Origin of the sequence: Allobosea sp. Tri-44 (assembly GCF_004123845.1) — a bacterium.
Classification (GTDB): Bacteria; Pseudomonadota; Alphaproteobacteria; order Rhizobiales; family Beijerinckiaceae; genus Allobosea.
Genome location: NZ_NBDP01000036.1, coordinates 105248 through 121425, shown reverse-complemented (window position 1 = coordinate 121425; position 16178 = coordinate 105248). Strand labels below are relative to the sequence as shown.

Below are 16178 nucleotides of genomic sequence, written 5' to 3'. Positions count from 1 at the left end.
GGGGTGGCAAAGCCCCAATCTGATGGAGATGGGATGATGCATGGCACCACTGCAACGGCCCTTGGCGTTCGGCTCGCGCGGCGCATGTCGGCGGTCCAGCCATCTCCTACGATCGCTATAACCCAACTCGCCAACGAGCTTCGCCGGCAAGGCAAGGACGTTATTGGCCTGTCGCAGGGCGAGCCGGATTTCGACACGCCGAATCACGTCAAGGCGGCGGCCAAGGCCGCCATCGACGCCGGCCAAACGAAATATACCGATGTCGATGGCACGCCCGAGCTGAAGCGCGCCATCGTCGCCAAATTCGAGCGCGAGAACGGCCTCCGCTACGAACCGGCTCAGATCAGCGTCGGGACCGGCGGCAAGCAGGTGCTCTACAATGCGCTGTGCGCGACCCTCGACGAGGGCGACGAGGTCATTATCCCGGCACCCTACTGGGTCTCCTATCCCGACATGGTGCGACTCGCCGGCGGCAAGCCGGTCACGGTGGCCTGCGGCGAAGCTGATGATTTCAAGCTGACGGCTGAGGCGCTGCGCTCGGCGATCACGCCCCGCACAAAATGGCTGGTGCTCAACTCGCCGAGCAATCCCACGGGGGCCGGGTATTCGGCGTCCGAACTGCGCTCGCTCGCTGATGTCCTGCTCGACCATCCGCAGGTGATGGTACTCACCGACGACATGTATGAGCACCTGCGCTATGACGGTTGGGAGTTCACCACCATCGCCGCCGTCGAGCCGGCCCTGTTCGACCGCGTGCTGACCTGCAACGGCGTCTCGAAAGCCTATGCGATGACCGGCTGGCGCATCGGTTATGCCGGCGGGCCAACCAAGCTGATCAAGGCGATGGCGACCATCCAGTCGCAGAGCACGACCAATCCCAGCTCGGTGTCGCAGGCTGCCGCGATTGCCGCTCTGAGCGGCCCACTCGACTTCCTCGCGGAGCGCAATGCCGTCTTCCAAGAGCGGCGCGATCTCGGCCTGAAGGCCTTCAACAGCATCGAGGGCCTGGGCTGCCGCAAGCCGGACGGCGCGTTTTACCTGTTCCCATCCTGCGCCGGCATGATCGGCCGTCGTAGGGCGGACGGGCGAGTCATCGAGACGGATGTCGACTTCGCGACCTTCCTACTGGAGGAGGCCAATGTTGCGGTCGTTCCCGGCTCGGCCTTCGGGTTGGCGCCGTTCTTTCGGATCTCCTTCGCCACCGCCACGGAGCGCCTCCGGCTCGCCTGCGAGCGCATCGCCGATGCCTGCGGCAAGCTCGGCTGAGACTGGTCGGACTTTGAAAGGACCCAATCGATGGATCTCGGCATCACCGAAAGGACAGCGCTCGTGCTCGGGGCCGGCGGGGGTCTCGGCAGCGCGATCGCCAAGGCACTGGGACGCGAAGGTGTTCGAGTCGCGCTAGGCGACATCGATCCAGCGGCGGTCGAGCGCACGGCCGGCGAAATCCGGGCCGAGGGTGGTACGGCCCTGCCGCTGGCCTGGGACCTCGCCGACCTCTCTGTGATTGAGGCGCGTATCTCCGCGATCGAGACGGAGCTCGGGCCGGTCGACATCCTCGTCAACAACACCGGCGGTCCGCCGCCGACCCCCGCCTCCGGGCAGCCGAGCGAACTCTGGGTGAAGCATTTCCAGGCGATGGTGCTTTCGGTGATCGCGCTGACCGACCGGGTCCTGCCCGCCATGCGAGAGCGCAAATGGGGCCGGATCATCACCTCGACCTCCTCGGGTGTGGTGGCGCCGATTCCCAATCTTGGCATCTCGAACGCCTTGCGGCTGTCGCTGGTCGGCTGGTCGAAGACGCTGGCGCGAGAGGTCGGCGCCGACGGCGTCACCGCCAATATCGTGCTGCCCGGCCGGATCGCGACGTCGCGCATCAGCTTCCTCGATGAGCAGAAGGCCAAGCGCGAGAACCGCAGCGTCGAAGCCGTCGCCGCAGAGAGTACCGGCGCGATCGCGCTCGGTCGCTATGGCCGGCCGGAGGAGTATGGCGATGTCGTCGCCTTCCTGGCGAGCGAACGCGCCGCCTACCTGACCGGCAGCGTCATCCGCGTCGACGGCGGCCTGATCGCCAGCATCTGATCGTTCCTTCCCATCCTTCAGTAGCGAGAACCTCCGATGACCACCGATGCAAACATCGTCGAAGTCCTGTCCAAGGTGACGACGGCGACCCTGACCACGATCTTGCTCAAGAAGGGCTTGCGCAATGTCTGGCTGCGCGGAACGAGGCCGCTAAAATCGGGTCAGCCGCGTCTGGTCGGACGTGCCTTCACTCTGCGCTTCGTGCCGGCGCGCGAGGACCTCGCCACGCCGGAATCCTGGTCTTCACCACAGTCGACCCGCGCCGCGATCGAGGCGATGCCGGAGGGCTGCATCGCGGTCGTTGATGCGATGGGCGTCACAGACGCCGGCATCTTCGGAGACATTCTCTGCGCCCGCATGGCGAAGAAGGGCGTGGCGGCGCTGATCACCGACGGCGTGGTGCGCGACGTCGCCGGCGTGCTCGGCACGGGCCTGCCGGTCTGGTGCCAGGGCGCGGCCGCACCGCCCTCGGTCGCAGGACTGACCTTCGTCAACTGGCAGGAGCCGATCGCCTGCGGCGGCGTTGCCGTCTACCCGGATGATATCATCGTGGTCGACGACGACGGGGCTGTGCTGATACCTGCGGCACTGGTCGACGCGGTGCTGGAGGCGGCTCCCGAGCAGGAGCGGCTCGAGGCTTGGATCATGAACGAGGTCGAAGCTGGCGCTGCTTTGCCGGGGCTCTATCCGCCGAACGCCGAGAACAAGGCCCGCTACGAGGCCAGCAAGGCCAAGGGCTGAGCCGTCGCGCGGAGAAAGGGCGGCTACCGATGCGCTCGTCGGCCGCCCGTAGCGCTGTGTCAGGTTCGGATCACGTAGTCCTTACGGGTCGTCTCGATGACCTCCCAGGTGCCCCTGAAGCCGGCGCGCAGGACAAAGCTGTCACCGGCTCTGACCAGGTGCGCCGCGCCGCCCTCCTCGGTCACGACCGAGACGCCGGACAGGATCCGGCAATACTCCCAATGGGCGTTCTCAAAATTCCATTTACCCTGAGTCGCTTCCCAGAGCCCGCTCGAAAGGCCGCCTTCCGCCTCATCCAGCGTCCACGACCTGAAGCGGGGTGCGCCGGCGATCACGCTACCCTCGTCCGGTCCGTAGGTTTCGGGTTCGGTGCCGTCTACGCCCATCGTAACGAACTTCCCCATGTCCTCTCCTTCTCTTTGCTCCCGCAAACTCCAGTCCGCCGGCGGCGTTAGCGCCTTGGGCTGTCCGGCAGCATCGTAATCGCGACGACCACGATCCGGGTGAGTTCGTCCTGGCTGGCACCGTCGCGAGCTTGAAGCGATAGGCCTTCCAGCATCGTGTTCAGCGCGGCTGCCAGCCCGTCCGTATCGGTTTGCGCAGGCAGCTGCGCGTCACTCACAGCGCGTTGGAGCCGGGCAAGGAACCAATCGCGGCCTTCTTTGCGCAAGGCCTTCAGTGCGTCGTTGACCTCTTGGCTTTCGGCCGAGACGTTGGTGGCGGCCAAGATCACGAGGCAGCCGCAAGGCGCATCCTGTGACGTTAGGATCCGGACTGCGTCGTGGAAGAAGCCGGCGATCGCCTCGTGAACGTCAGCGACGTCGGCCAAGCGCTCCCAGGCGGCGTCCCAATAGATGCGCTCGTAGTGCTCAACCGCCTCCATGAACAGTTGCGCCTTACTACCGAAGGCTGCGTAGAGGCTCGGCGGATTGATTTCCATGGCTGCGCAGAGTTCGGCGACACTCGCCGGTTCGTAGCCGCGTCGCCAGAACACGCCGAGGGCGCGCTCAAGCGCTACGGCGCGGTCGAAGCGAGGCCGTCCCTTGCTGCGATGGGGTGCGATCGTCGTGGTCATGTCCGGTTGAACTTTTTGCTCCCAGAGGGCTTGACTGTTTGTAGCGGACGCTACAAATGAACGAAGTGTAGCGATCGCTACAGACATTTAATCGCCGAAGCCAAAATGGCAAGGCCTTTCCTGGACGAGAGATAATGAGCCAATTGTTCAATCCATTGACGCTGCGGGGGGTGACCCTGCGCAACCGCTTGGCTGTCTCGCCGATGTGCCAATACGAGGCGGAAGATGGCTTCGTGACCAGCTACCACCTTGTTCACTACGGAAAGCTCGCCCTCGGTGGCTTTGGCTTGGTGATGGTCGAGGCAACGGCGGTTTCGCCAGAAGCACGGATCACCCATGGCGATGTCGGCCTTTGGAACGATACCCAGGTCGAGGGGCTGGCAGGGATCGCGAGCTTCCTGAAGCGACACGGGGCGGCGCCTGGCATCCAGATCGCCCATGCCGGCCCCAAGGCTGCGATGCAGCGTCCTTACTACGGTGACGGCCCGCTAACAGCTGAAGATCACGCCCGCGGCGACCATCCCTGGCCGATCGTCTCGGCGAGCGCTCAGCCGGTCGAGAAGGGCTGGCTGGTACCGGCCGCGCTCGATGCGGATGGTATTGCCAAGGTCCGTGCAGACTTCGCCGCGGCGGCACGGCGCGCGCTGGCCGCGGGGTTCGAGGTCATCGAGTTGCATTGCGCCCATGGCTATCTGCTCAACTCGTTCCTCTCGCCACTCACTAACCGGCGCAGCGATGCGTACGGCGGCAGCCCGGAGAACCGGATGCGCCTGCCGCTGGAGATCGCTCGCGATCTGCGCGCGATCTGGCCGCAGGACAAGCCGTTGTTCGTCCGCATCTCGGCGGTCGATGGCAGCCGCGCCGGCGTTACCATCGAAGACAGCGTCGCCTTTGCCCGCGAGCTCGCCGGGATCGGCGTCGATGTGGTCGACTGCTCGTCGGGCGGTATCGGCAGACCTTACGAGCATCCGACCGGCTATGGTCACCAGGTGCCTTATGCCGAGCGGGTCAAGGCCGAGACCGGGCTCGGCGCCATGGCCGTCGGGCTGATCGTTGATCCGCGACAGGCCGAAGCGATCGTGGCGTCGGGGCAGGCCGATCTAGTCGCAATCGGCCGCGAGGCGCTGCGCGATCCCAATTTCGCGTTCCATGCCGAGCAGGCACTGGGCGCGGCCAATCCCGAGACCCCCTTTGCCAACTGGCCGCCGCAGATCGGCTGGTGGCTGAACGGCCGGGAGAACAAGCTCCGGCAATTGGGACCTGTGTCCCCGGCCGGGCAAGTAGCCGCCTAGTCGGCTCAATCCGTCCCCAAGGTGCCCCTGGGGATAGCAATCATCAGGAAAGAGACTCCAATGACCAATCATACCTATGTCGACGAATACAATGCCATCGTCGCGGTGCTGAATCAGTACAATGAGGGCGGCAAGAAAGCCGACAGCGCAATTATGAAGCCGGCCTTCAACGAGAAGGCGACCATCTTCGGCATTGAGGACGGCAAGCTGTCCGGCGGCCCAATTCAGGGACTGTTCGATACGATCGACAGCGCCTTCCGCCCGTCGCCGGAGGCGAAGGCCGCGATCGTTCGCATCGACATCGTCGGCACCGCCGCCAGTGCCCGGATCGATACCGACAATATCTCCGGTTTCCGTTTCACTGACTTCTTCAATCTGCTGAAGGTCGACGGCAAGTGGACGGTGGTCAGCAAGATCTACCACACCCACCAGGGCGACTGACCGGGCGTTTCACCCACAAATTCTGGAACAAAATGAACTCTTTTTGGAATTCGCTCCGCGTCCGGTTCGCAACTTTCTTGACCGCAGCGACCGTCGCCACAGCTCTCGCTGTTTCGACAACAACTGCGATCTCGCAAAACAGGAACAATGCCATGCCCAACACGACTTATCTCGACGAGTATAACGCCATCGTAGATGTCTTGAACAAGTACAATTCCGGTGGCGCCAAGGCCGACAGCTCCATCATGAAGCCGGCCTTCAGCGAGAAGGCGACCATTTTCGGCATTGAGGACGGCAAGCTGTCGGGTGGCCCGATCCAGGGTCTCTTTGACGTCATCGACTCGGCCTTCCGTCCCTCGCCTGAAGCCAAGGCTGCGATCGTCCGCGTTGATATCGTTGGCACCGCCGCCAGCGCCCGGGTCGATACTGACAACATCTCCGGTTACCGCTTCACCGACTTCTTCAATCTGCTGAAGGTCGACGGGAAGTGGACAGTGGTCAGCAAGATCTACCATACCCATTCCGCCCCCTGAGCGCTTGATTTCGGCCAACCGGGCGCGGCTTGCGGCGCCCGGTTGTCTTGCGATTACCCGGAAGAAGGATCGTACTATGGCCAAGGTCTTTATTATCGGCGGCGCCGGCAAGGTCGCCCGTCGGCTGTCGCGTCAACTGGCGCAGGGCAGTCACGAGCCCAGGGCGCTGTATCGCAAGCCGGAGCAGGCAGATGAGCTCGCCAGCCTCGGTGCGACGCCCGTCGCGGGCGATCTGACGACCTTAACGGCCGAAGCGCTTGCCGCGCTGATAAAAGGCAGCGACGCGGTCGTCTTCTCCGCCGGCGCCGGTGGCGCCGGCATGGAAGTCACCAACGCCATCGACGGGCGCGGGCTGGAACTGGCTGTCGAGGCGGCAAGGATCGCCGGCGTCGCGCGTTTTCTACTTGTCTCGGTATTTCCCGACGCGCTGCGCGACGAGAAGCCCTCGGAAGCTTTCGAGAACTACATCCGCGTAAAGAAACTCGCCGACGCCCATCTTGTCGCGACAGATCTCGATTGGGTGATTGTGCGGCCGGGCACATTGTCGGACGAGCCGGGCACCGGAAAGGTCCGCGCCGATGTGGCGATACCTTACGGCACCGTATCGCGCGAAGACGTCGCGGCGACATTGGTCGCGATTGTCGAGCACCCTGAACTCAACCATGCCATCATTGAGCTCACCGCTGGCGCGACGCCGATCAAGGAAGCGGTCGAGCAGCTAGCACGCCGCTAACGCAGGTCGGAGGGCGAGATGAAGCTACTGCTCGTGGGTGCGACAGGCTTGGTCGGCAGTCACGTCATGCGATTAGCGCTCGCTGAAGATCGCGTCACTCAGGTCATCGCCCCGGTTCGCCGTGCGCTGCCTGCGCATCCAAGACTGCTTGCGCCTATAGTTGATTTCGAAGCCTTGCCCGAAGAGGCGCCCTGGTGGGCGGCGGATGCGGTGATCTGCGCGCTGGGTACGACCTTACGGACGGCCGGCTCCCGGGAGGCATTCTACCGCGTCGATCACGACTATCCGATCGCGATCGCCCGGCTCGCCCGTCGGCATGGTGTGCCGGCATTCATCTTGAATTCGGCGATCGGCGCCGACAGCGGCTCCAGCTTCTTCTACAACCGCGTCAAGGGCGATACCGAGCGCGACCTTGCCACGCTCGGCTTTCATTCGCTCACCTATGTGCGGCCAGGATTGATTGGTGGTGACCGGCAGGAGTTTCGTGTGGGCGAAAGGCTGGCAACGGTCGTCCTGCACCTGATTGGACCAGCTCTTCCGCGTCGATGGCGCATCAACCCGGCCGGCAGGATTGCAGCCGCCATGCTCGAGGCTGCCTTGGCCGAGAGCCCCGGAATTCACGTCGTAGCATCAGCAGAGCTGGTGTGATGCACTTTTGGTGAGGCCGTATCCGCGGTTGGGCTGAGATCAGGGCTTATCGACGTTCTTAAACACGGCAGCCCAACGTTCGACCTCGGTTGCAACGAGCTTCTGCAAGACGGCGGGCCCGCGCAATTCGGGGGCGGGCACTGGCACGGCCAGGTCCTCGAAGCGCTTTTGAACAGTCGGCGCGGAAAGGCTGGCATCCAACGCCGCGACGAGCTTCTGAACGATCGGCTGTGGCGTCGCTTTCGGTGCGCTGATCGCGTTCCACACGGTCATGCTGAATTCCGGCAGCCCGGCTTCTGCAAAGGTCGGAAGGTCTGGCGCCTGCGGAATGCGCTTCGGCCCGCTGACGGCCAGAGCCTTGACCGCACCGCCCTGGTCGAGTGGCAGGAGCGTCACGGTTTGGTCGATCACGGCGTCGACGAACCCCCCCGTCAGATCTCGGATCGCAGGTCCCGCCCCCTGATAGGGCACGATGGTGGCCTTGAGCTTTGTCAGATGCAGCAGCAGATTCGGCGCCATGTCCGAGGTCGCGCCGTAGCCGGCCGTGCCGAATGTGACCGCGTCGCCCTTCTCCTTCATCCTGGCGACGAAGGTCTTTAGATCGGTCACGCCGCTCTTCTTGCTCGCGGCGATGACCATGGGCACGTCGGACACGAGTCCGATTGGAGCGAGATCGCTGCGCGGGTCGTAGCGCTGGTCTTTGAACAGGGCCTTGCTGGCGGCCATCGGCCCCATATTGCCGAACAGGATCGTATAGCCGTCCGGCGCGGCCCGAATGACACGTTCGGTCCCGGTACGGCCACCGGCGCCACCGATGTTTTCCACGATGACGTTCTGGCCGAGTTGCTGGCCCATCGCCTCGGCGACGATGCGGGCCAGAACGTCCGTCGTGCCACCGGCAGCGAACGGGACGATCATGCTGATCGGGCGGGTCGGGTAGGTTTGGGCAGCGCTGCTGAATGAGGCGAGGGCGAAGCCCAGGGCGAGCAGTGGCTTGGCAAGGCGAAGCATGTTTCCTCCAAGGGATCGGCAGATGGACTCTGCTCATGAGAGGAAGCGCGTTATCATATTGCCTGCTATCAGACAATCTGTCATTATCTTATGCATGCAACCGCCGATTGACTGATCATCAGACGGGCGCGAAGAGTGGAGAATGAACACGATCGATCTTCAAATTCCCCGCCAGGCTGCGACGCTTCGCCTTTTGGTGGAGGACAGGATCCGCAGCGCCATCGCCGCCGGGCATTTCAAACCAGGGCAGCGGCTAATCGAGCGCGAGCTCTGCGAACAGATCGGGGTAGGACGGACCTCCGTCCGAGAAGCGCTAAGGCAACTTGAGGCAGAAGGTCTCGTCGTCACGGTTCCCCACCGCGGCCCGGAGGTGAGTTCGATCAGCCATGATGAAGCGCGCCAGCTCTATGAGCTGCGAGCGCTACTCGAAGGCTTTGCGGGCCGGAACTTTGCGGAGCATGGCAGCGATGCGGCGATTGCCGAACTCGGGCGCGCGGTCGACGGTTTCGCGACTGCAGCCCAAGGGAGCGATCGTGCGACGCTCGTTGCCGCGAAGACGCGCTTCTACGCCGTGCTGATGCAAGGCGCGGCCAATACCTTCGTGACGCAATCGCTGACGACGCTGCACAACCGCATCACCCTGCTGCGGGTGACGTCGATGACGCAGAGTGGCCGGCTCGCCGACAGCGTCGCAGAAATCCGGGCGATTTTCGACGCGATTGTGGCGCGCGACCCAGACCGGGCCGAAACCGCTTGCAAGCATCATATTGCGATGGCCGCCAAGGTCGCGCTCGCCGTGCTTGCCCGCCAGGAGGCTGAAAAGCCGGCCTAACCGACAACCTCGTTTCTCTGATTGACAGATTGTCTGATAGCGATGATATCTCTCTGATCATCGCCCGGTGGCTAGTCACGTCCGGGTAAGCCGGAGGATAAACGCCATGGCTATAGCCCCGATAGCTCAACCTGCAATCATTGCGATGGTCGGCCTTGGCCAGATGGGATTGCCGATGGCGAAGCGGCTGATCGAGGCCGGCTTCGCGGTTCATGGCGCCGATCCGGCGCCGGCGGCGCGCTCTGCGCTGGCGGCTGCTGGCGGCAAGGCGTTCCCGACCGCGGCCGAGGCCGTCGTCGGGGCGGCCGGGATCATCACGATGCTGCCGAATGGCCGCGTGGTGCGCGAGGTCCTGCTCGGCCCCGATGGTATCGCAGGGGCATTGCCAGCCGGAACGCTCGTCATCGACATGAGCTCGTCGGCGCCGACCGATACGACGAGCCTTGCTGCCGACCTGGAACCCCTCGGCCTGCCGCTGATCGACGCGCCGGTTTCCGGCGGCGTAAAGCGCGCCATCGACGGAACGCTGTCGATCATGGCTGGTGGGCCACAGGCCGAAATTGAGCGGGCGCGGCCGATCCTGGCTGCGATGGGCAAATCGATCTTCGCCACGGGGCCGGTCGGCTCCGGGCATGCGATGAAGGCGCTGAACAACTATGTCTCGGCCGCCGGCCTGATCGCGGCCTGCGAGGCCCTGCTGGTCGGCCGCAGCTTCGGTCTCGCGCCGGAGGTCATCGTCGATGTACTCAACGCCTCGACAGGTCGCAACAATTCCACCGAGGTGAAGATGAAGCCCTTCGTTATCAGCGAGGCCTTCAACTCGGGATTCTCACTGGCGCTGATGGCAAAAGATCTGCGCATTGCGGCCGATCTCGCCGGGCATCTCGGTTTAGGAATCCCGCAGATCGCCACCGTCGCCGATCTTTGGGAGAAGGCGAAAGGCTCGCTCAAGCCGGACGCGGACCATACCGAGATCTATCGCTTCCTCGCCGATATGGACGCCAACCGCTCGCACGCCGCATGAGCCTCAAGGAGCGCCTTGCCGCAGCGCTGGGTGACGCGGAACTGCGTAGGCTCGGCTCGGGCCTGACGAGGACGGGGCTGCATCTGCGAGGCGCAGGCGCGGAGATCAGGCTGCGGCTGGAGAACGGTGTCGCGGCCTTCGACCCCGACGCGCCGGGTGACATCGTCATACAGGCTGCTGCCGCCGACTGGGGGCGTGTCCTCGAGACGCCACCGCCACCACGTTTCCAGGCCTTCACCGCACTGGCCATCACCAATGAGGCTTTCGTCATCGAGGGTGCGCCGGAACGGATCGCACAGGCGCGTGCGATGCTGGAGCGCCTGTTCGAGATCGTCTGCGCCTCGCCGGCGATGCCGGCCGCCAACGTCGCGCGCGACATGCGCCAAATCACCGGGCACTATTGGCCGGTTGGTCTAGAGGAGGGCCTCTGCGACGTCTTCGTCGAGGAGGCCGGCCACGGCCGCCCGCTGCTCTTCCTGCACACAGCCGGCGCCGACGGGCGTCAGTTCCTTGGGCAGCTCGCTGATACCGAGCTTGCGGCGAGGTATCGGATGCTCGCGCCGGACATGCCGTTCCACGGCCGTTCGCTGCCGCCCTCGGGCTGGCAAGGCGAGCCTTACCAGCTGACGGGCGAGCGCTATCTCGGCTGGTGCAGCGCGATCATCGAGCAGGCGGTCGGCGAGAAGGTGATTGTCGCCGGCGGATCGATGGGCGCCGCAATGGCGCTGCTCCTGGCCGCCGAGCGCCCCGATCTCGTCGCCGGTGTGATCGCGATCGAGCCGCCTTTCCGTTCGAAGGGCCGGCGCAACCCCTTCCAGCACCATGTCGCGGTCCATGCGGGCTTGCACAACCCGGCCTTCGTGCGCGGGCTGATGAGTCCCACGAGCCCGCTCGACCAGCGTCGCCGCGCCGCCTGGATCTATTCGCAAGGTGCGCCGCAGGTCTACACGGGCGATCTCGCCTTCTACAGCGACGAGTTCGACGGGGGCGACGTCGCGCTGCGAATCGATGCCTCGCGCACGCCGGTCGCCCTGCTCAGCGGCACCTACGATTATTCGGCGACGCCCGAGGACGGGAAGAAGCTGGCGGCACTGATCCCCGGTGCGCTGCTGCGCGTCATGGACGGGCTCGGCCACTTCCCGATGTGCGAACATCCCGACCTGTTCCGCCCGCACCTCGTGGCGGCGCTGGAGCATGTCGGGAGCTGAGGAAGCTCACGCTAGCGGAGGCAGGTGCAGCGCCACTGTCTCACCATCCGATCCCGCGACGGCGGGATAGCTCGTCCGCACCAGTGGATCATGTCCCGGGATAACGCGATCCTCGGAACCAGCGAGCCGCCGCGCAGCCCGCCAACCCTGCGCCAGCGCGCCGAGATCGAAATAAATCGGGAACGGATTCTGGCGTTCGATGTTGGCGAGGAAATGCGCCGCGTCACTAGCGAGCACGACCGAGCCGCGTGCCGTTTGGACACGGACCATCTGCAGCCCCGCACTATGGCCGCCGACCTTGTGCAGGCTCACGCCCTCGGCGATCTCGGCGTCGCCGTCATGGAAGACGACGCGCTCGGCATAGACCGCGCGCACCATGCGCACGACGTCCTCGACCTCGAACGGGTAGCGGATGCAGGCCTGGCACATGTGCCGGCCGGTAGCGAAGCTCATCTCCGCGTCCTGGAGATGAAAGCGGGCCTGCGGGAACAGGTCGAGATTGCCCGCGTGATCGTAGTGAAGATGGGTGATCACGACATCGGCGACCGCCTCCTGCGCCACGCCGAGCTGGGCCAGCGCCGTCTCGACCGGGCGGATCAGCGTCCGCCCGCGTCTGGCGCCGCCTTCTGGGGTGAAGCCGGTGTCGACGACGATGGTCTCGCCGCCGGAGCGCAGCACCCAGACGAAATAATCCATCGGCATGGGCGCGTCGTGCGGATCCGGCGGGCGCAGGAAGTTCTCCGACGCCGCCCGTTCATGCACGGCATAGCGCAGCGCGTAGACCTCCCAGTGGCGCATTTGCTCCTCACTTCTCCGTAGGGATCGCGCCTTCGGCCTTCAGCACCTCATGGGCTGCCTTGAAGGCGTCGAGCCCGGCCGGGATGCCACAATAGACTGTCGCATGCAGCAGGATCTCCTTGATCTCGTCGACAGTCACGCCATTGGCAAGCGCGCCCTTGACGTGGAGCTTGAGCTCGACTGGCTTGCTGAGCGCCGTCAGCATGGCGAGGTTCAGCATCGAGCGGGTCTTGTGGTCGAGGCCGGGCCGGGTCCAGGCATAGCCCCAGCACCATTCGGTGGTGATATTTTGGAAGGCCATCATGAAGTCGTCGGCCTTGGCAATGCTGCCATCGACGTATTCCGTGCCAAGCACCTTGCGGCGCATCTGCAGGCCTTTTTCAAACTGTTCGCTGTTGGACATGGGCAACTCCTTTTTGGGGACGGATGACAAGGGCGTGCGACGCCGTCAGAGCCCGAGATAGGCGCTACGGACGGCATCGTTGTTTGAGAGTTCCGCGCTCGTGCCGGTCAGCACGATGCGCCCAGATTCGAGTACATAGCCGCGGCTCGCGACAGAGAGTGCGAGCGTAGTGTTCTGCTCGACGAGAAGGATGGCTGTGCCGGTCCTGCTAACGGTCAGGAAGGTGTCGTGCAGTTCGTCGACGACCTTCGGCGCAAGTCCGTGGCTCGGCTCGTCGAGCAGCAACAGGCGCGGCGACAGCATCAGTGCACGCCCGATCGCGACCATCTGCTGCTCGCCACCGGACAGGGTCCCAGCCGCCTGGGTCAGCCGCTCACGCAGGCGTGGAAACATCTGGAGCACCCGCTCGCGCCGCTGCGCCAGGTCGGCGGCGTTGCGTACGGCATAGGCACCGAGCATGACGTTCTCGTCGACGCTCATCTCGGGGAAGACGTGCCGGCCTTCCGGCACGTGCGCGATGCCGAGGCCGGGGATCTGGTGCGAAGGCCGTCCGACCAGCTCCTGCTCCTCGAATCGGATACTGCCGCGCGAGGCGACGAGACCGGAGATGGTCCGCAGAAGTGTGCTCTTGCCAGCCGTGTTGGCGCCGATGACGCAGACGAACTCGCCAGCGTCCATGGCGAGCGAGACGCCATGCAGGACGTCGACGCTGTCATAGCCGGCATCGAGGCTCTCGATCGCGAGGAGCGGGGCGGATGTGGTCATGCGTTGTTCCTCAAGCCGCCGAACGACCGAGATAGGCCTGCACGACCGCTGGATCGCGCGAAATCTCGGCCGGCGTTCCGGTCGCGATCACCTGGCCGAAGTTCAGGACGACGAGCCGCTCGCAGAGCGACATGATCGCTCGCATGTGATGTTCGACCACGATCAAGGTCAGTCCCTCGGCGCGCAGCTGGCGCAGCAGCGCCATGAACTCGTCCATCTCAACATGGTTGAGCGCTGCCATCGCCTCGTCGAGCAAAAGCACGCGCGGTTCGGTGCAGAGCGCCCGCGCGACCTCGACGCGGGCTCGCTCGGGAAAGGAGAGATCGCGCGCGAGCTTGCCGGCGATCGCACTGATCCCGACGCGTTCGAGACAACGGCGGGCGAGATCGCGCGCACCCTCAACCGGGTGCCGCATCAGACCGCCGGTCAGAACGTTGTCGAGCACAGAGGAATCGAGGAAGAGCGCGACGTTCTGGAAGGTCTTGACCATTCCGGCGGCGGCGATGCGGTGCGGCTTCAGGCCGACGAGGTGTCGCCCGTCCAGCCTGACCGCGCCGCTGTCCGGCCTATGCAGACCGACCAAGGTCGAGAACAGCGTGGTCTTGCCGGCTCCGTTAGGGCCGATCAGCCCGACGATCTCGCCGCTGGCGATGGAAAGCGAGACTTTGGACAGCGCCTGCAGACCGCCGAAGCGCTTGGAGATGTCGGTTATGTCGAGCACGGGCTCAGCCATCAGCCTTCTCCCTTGCCAAGAGGCGCTTCAGTCTCGGACCGATCGCCATGAAGCCGCGGGGCTCGATCAGGATCACCGCGATCAGCAGCAGGCCGAAGACGAGCTGGGACAGGCCGGCGGCCTGTGCCGAGAAGATCTGATTGGCGAACTCTTCGAGCGGGATGACGAAGAAGGCGCCGAGGATCGGCCCTGCAGCCGTGCCGATGCCGCCGACGATGGCAATCATCGCCATGCGTACCGAGACCGAGGCGACACCGAACACCGTGTCAGGATCGAAGAAGAACTGGAACTGCGCATAGAGCGTGCCGAGGCAGGCGGTGATCATGCCGGAGATCACTGCGGCGACGATCTTGGTGCGGGTGGTGTCGACGCCGATCACCTCGGCCGCGTCGGCATTCTCCTTGATCGCGCGCAGGCGATAGCCGAGGCGGCTGCGCTTGATCGCGAGGAAAATCGTGGTGACGAGCACGAGCGCGGCAAGCATCAGCCAGTAATAGGGGCGCGTCTCCTTGAACTGCAGCATGGCGAGATCGGGCGGTGCGAAGGGCACGGAGATACCGACAGGCCCGCCAGTGAGCCCGCCCCAGCTGTTGGCGATGACGCGCATCACCTCACCGAAGGCCAGCGTCGCCAGCGCGAAGTAGTGACCGCGCAGCCGCATGGTCGGCAGGCTGATCAGCAACGCGGCGAGCCCGCCGAGCACCGCGCCGGCGATCATGCCGAGCCAGGGCGAGAGCCCGAAATGGATCAGCAGCAGCGTCGAGGTGTAGGCGCCGATACCGAAGAAGGCAGCGTGGCCGAGCGAGACCTGGTTGGCGAGGCCGGCGACGATGTTCCAGGCCTGCGCCATCGCCGCGAACAGCAGGGCCAGGCACAGGATGCGGATGGCGTAGCCGCGCGGATCGAAGGCGAACGGCAGAACAACGGCAATCGCAAGCAGCGCGAAGAGGGCAACCAGGCGAGTGGAGGATGTATTCATCGTGCCGCCCCCAGCAGACCCTTCGGCCTGAGCGCGAGCACGGCGATAAAGACGACGAAGAGCACCAAGTTTTGGAGCTGGATCGGGAAAGCGAGAGCGGACAGCGACTGGATGACGCCGACCGCGAGGCCGCCGACGACTGCGCCGGCAACGGAACCCAGCCCGCCGAGCACCACAACGGTGAACATCAGCACGACGAACTGCGCGCCGACGGTCGGCGAGGCGGTGAGATAGGGCAGGATCACCGCGCCGCCGAAGGCTGTCAGGCCGACGCCGAGCGCGAAGGCGAGCATGTGCATGCGGTCGGCGTTGATGCCCATCAGCTTCGCCGCCATCGGATCCTGCGCAGTCGCTCGCATCGCCCGGCCGAACCAGCTCGACTTCATGAACAGGAAAAGCGCCAGTCCTGAAGCGACGGACATCGCAAAGGCGGCGAGATAGGGGACGCTGACGAAGAGCGGCCCGAGCTGCAGCGACGAGGTTTGATAGGGCGTCGTGACCGAGCGGAAGCCGGAGCCGAACATCAGGAGCGCGGCGTTTTCGAGCACGATCAGGAGCCCGACTGTTAGGAAGATCTGCGCCACTTCCGGCGCCTTCATCACGCGCCGGATCAGCAGGCGCTGCAGCGCTGCGCCCAGCGCGAAGACGACGGCGAAAGCGAGCGGCGCAGCCAGCAGTGGATCGAGACCGAGCCACGCCCAGGCGAAATAGGCCACGAACATGCCGAGCATCAGGAATTCCGCCTGGGCGAAGTTCACGATACCCATCACGCCGAAGACCAGTGTCAAGCCGATCGAGATGACGGCGTAGACGCCGCCGATCATCAGCCCATCGAGGATGGCCTGCACCACCGCCATGTCAGTCGTTCTCCGCTGTGGCT

Annotated in this window: 20 protein-coding genes; 11 read left to right on the top strand and 9 right to left on the bottom strand. The window is 64.8% G+C overall.

What is annotated here, in order from left to right; genetic code table 11:
• Nucleotides 1–33 precede the first annotated feature (33 nt).
• The 3 genes from B6S44_RS21940 to B6S44_RS21930 are packed head-to-tail and all read left to right on the top strand — an operon-like array spanning nt 34 to nt 2823.
• A complete protein-coding gene (locus B6S44_RS21940; protein WP_465246134.1) occupies nt 34–1266 on the top strand; it encodes a pyridoxal phosphate-dependent aminotransferase in 1233 nt (410 codons plus the stop codon).
• A gap of 30 nt (nt 1267–1296) precedes the next feature.
• The gene (locus B6S44_RS21935) at nt 1297–2082 is read left to right on the top strand and encodes an SDR family oxidoreductase (protein WP_129159014.1); all 786 of its coding nucleotides are present in this window, start codon (nt 1297–1299) and stop codon (nt 2080–2082) included.
• Between the two features lie 36 nt (nt 2083–2118).
• Entirely contained in the window at nt 2119–2823 is a 705-nt protein-coding gene (locus B6S44_RS21930; protein WP_129159013.1) for a ribonuclease activity regulator RraA, read from the top strand.
• A gap of 59 nt (nt 2824–2882) precedes the next feature.
• Here B6S44_RS21930 and B6S44_RS21925 read toward each other — a convergent pair whose 3' ends face one another.
• Nucleotides 2883–3227, bottom strand: a complete 345-nt coding sequence (locus B6S44_RS21925; RefSeq protein ID WP_129159012.1) for a cupin domain-containing protein — start codon at nt 3225–3227, stop codon at nt 2883–2885.
• Between the two features lie 47 nt (nt 3228–3274).
• Complete coding sequence (locus tag B6S44_RS21920) at nt 3275–3898, bottom strand: TetR/AcrR family transcriptional regulator (RefSeq protein ID WP_129159011.1); 624 nt, start codon at nt 3896–3898, stop codon at nt 3275–3277.
• Nucleotides 3899–4032: 134 nt separating this feature from the next.
• Here B6S44_RS21920 and B6S44_RS21915 point away from each other — a divergent pair, with 134 nt between their 5' ends.
• The 5 genes from B6S44_RS21915 (at nt 4033) to B6S44_RS21895 (ending at nt 7545) form a co-directional block, all read left to right on the top strand.
• Entirely contained in the window at nt 4033–5190 is a 1158-nt protein-coding gene (locus B6S44_RS21915) for an NADH:flavin oxidoreductase/NADH oxidase (protein ID WP_129159010.1), read from the top strand.
• Between the two features lie 60 nt (nt 5191–5250).
• Nucleotides 5251–5631 (top strand): nuclear transport factor 2 family protein, encoded by a 381-nt coding sequence (locus tag B6S44_RS21910; protein WP_129159009.1) that lies wholly within the window; start codon nt 5251–5253, stop codon nt 5629–5631.
• 152 nt (nt 5632–5783) lie between these two features.
• A complete protein-coding gene (locus B6S44_RS21905; protein WP_129159008.1) occupies nt 5784–6164 on the top strand; it encodes a nuclear transport factor 2 family protein in 381 nt (126 codons plus the stop codon).
• Between the two features lie 76 nt (nt 6165–6240).
• The gene (locus B6S44_RS21900) at nt 6241–6897 is read left to right on the top strand and encodes an SDR family oxidoreductase (protein ID WP_129159007.1); all 657 of its coding nucleotides are present in this window, start codon (nt 6241–6243) and stop codon (nt 6895–6897) included.
• 18 nt (nt 6898–6915) lie between these two features.
• Entirely contained in the window at nt 6916–7545 is a 630-nt protein-coding gene (locus B6S44_RS21895; protein ID WP_129159006.1) for an NAD(P)H-binding protein, read from the top strand.
• A gap of 39 nt (nt 7546–7584) precedes the next feature.
• Here B6S44_RS21895 and B6S44_RS21890 read toward each other — a convergent pair whose 3' ends face one another.
• Nucleotides 7585–8556 carry a Bug family tripartite tricarboxylate transporter substrate binding protein gene (locus tag B6S44_RS21890; protein ID WP_129159005.1) on the bottom strand — a complete coding sequence of 324 codons (972 nt, stop codon included), beginning with the start codon at nt 8554–8556 and terminating at the stop codon, nt 7585–7587.
• 142 nt (nt 8557–8698) lie between these two features.
• Between B6S44_RS21890 and B6S44_RS21885 the strand changes: the two genes are divergently transcribed.
• The 3 genes from B6S44_RS21885 to B6S44_RS21875 all read left to right on the top strand — a co-directional run bounded on the left by B6S44_RS21885 (nt 8699) and on the right by B6S44_RS21875 (nt 11620).
• Nucleotides 8699–9388, top strand: coding sequence for a GntR family transcriptional regulator (locus B6S44_RS21885; protein WP_129159004.1), 690 nt, complete (start codon nt 8699–8701; stop codon nt 9386–9388).
• 106 nt (nt 9389–9494) lie between these two features.
• Entirely contained in the window at nt 9495–10412 is a 918-nt protein-coding gene (locus B6S44_RS21880) for an NAD(P)-dependent oxidoreductase (RefSeq protein ID WP_129159003.1), read from the top strand.
• Entirely contained in the window at nt 10409–11620 is a 1212-nt protein-coding gene (locus tag B6S44_RS21875) for an alpha/beta fold hydrolase (protein WP_129159002.1), read from the top strand. Before B6S44_RS21880 ends, B6S44_RS21875 begins: the two co-directional genes overlap by 4 nt.
• A gap of 6 nt (nt 11621–11626) precedes the next feature.
• Here the strand turns inward: B6S44_RS21875 and B6S44_RS21870 are convergent, their stop codons facing one another.
• From B6S44_RS21870 to B6S44_RS21845, 6 genes are read right to left on the bottom strand one after another with little or no spacing between them, the layout of a single operon-like run.
• On the bottom strand, nt 11627–12418 hold the full coding sequence (locus B6S44_RS21870; RefSeq protein ID WP_129159001.1) for an N-acyl homoserine lactonase family protein: 792 nt from the start codon (nt 12416–12418) through the stop codon (nt 11627–11629).
• Between the two features lie 7 nt (nt 12419–12425).
• Complete coding sequence (locus B6S44_RS21865) at nt 12426–12821, bottom strand: carboxymuconolactone decarboxylase family protein (RefSeq protein WP_129159000.1); 396 nt, start codon at nt 12819–12821, stop codon at nt 12426–12428.
• A gap of 45 nt (nt 12822–12866) precedes the next feature.
• Nucleotides 12867–13586 (bottom strand): ABC transporter ATP-binding protein, encoded by a 720-nt coding sequence (locus B6S44_RS21860; RefSeq protein WP_129158999.1) that lies wholly within the window; start codon nt 13584–13586, stop codon nt 12867–12869.
• A 10-nt stretch (nt 13587–13596) separates the two neighbouring features.
• Nucleotides 13597–14319 (bottom strand): ABC transporter ATP-binding protein, encoded by a 723-nt coding sequence (locus B6S44_RS21855; RefSeq protein WP_129158998.1) that lies wholly within the window; start codon nt 14317–14319, stop codon nt 13597–13599.
• The gene (locus B6S44_RS21850) at nt 14312–15298 is read right to left on the bottom strand and encodes a branched-chain amino acid ABC transporter permease (RefSeq protein WP_129158997.1); all 987 of its coding nucleotides are present in this window, start codon (nt 15296–15298) and stop codon (nt 14312–14314) included. The genes B6S44_RS21855 and B6S44_RS21850 overlap by 8 nt, the downstream gene beginning before the upstream one ends.
• Complete coding sequence (locus B6S44_RS21845; RefSeq protein ID WP_129158996.1) at nt 15295–16155, bottom strand: branched-chain amino acid ABC transporter permease; 861 nt, start codon at nt 16153–16155, stop codon at nt 15295–15297. The genes B6S44_RS21850 and B6S44_RS21845 overlap by 4 nt, the downstream gene beginning before the upstream one ends.
• Nucleotides 16156–16178 lie beyond the last annotated feature (23 nt).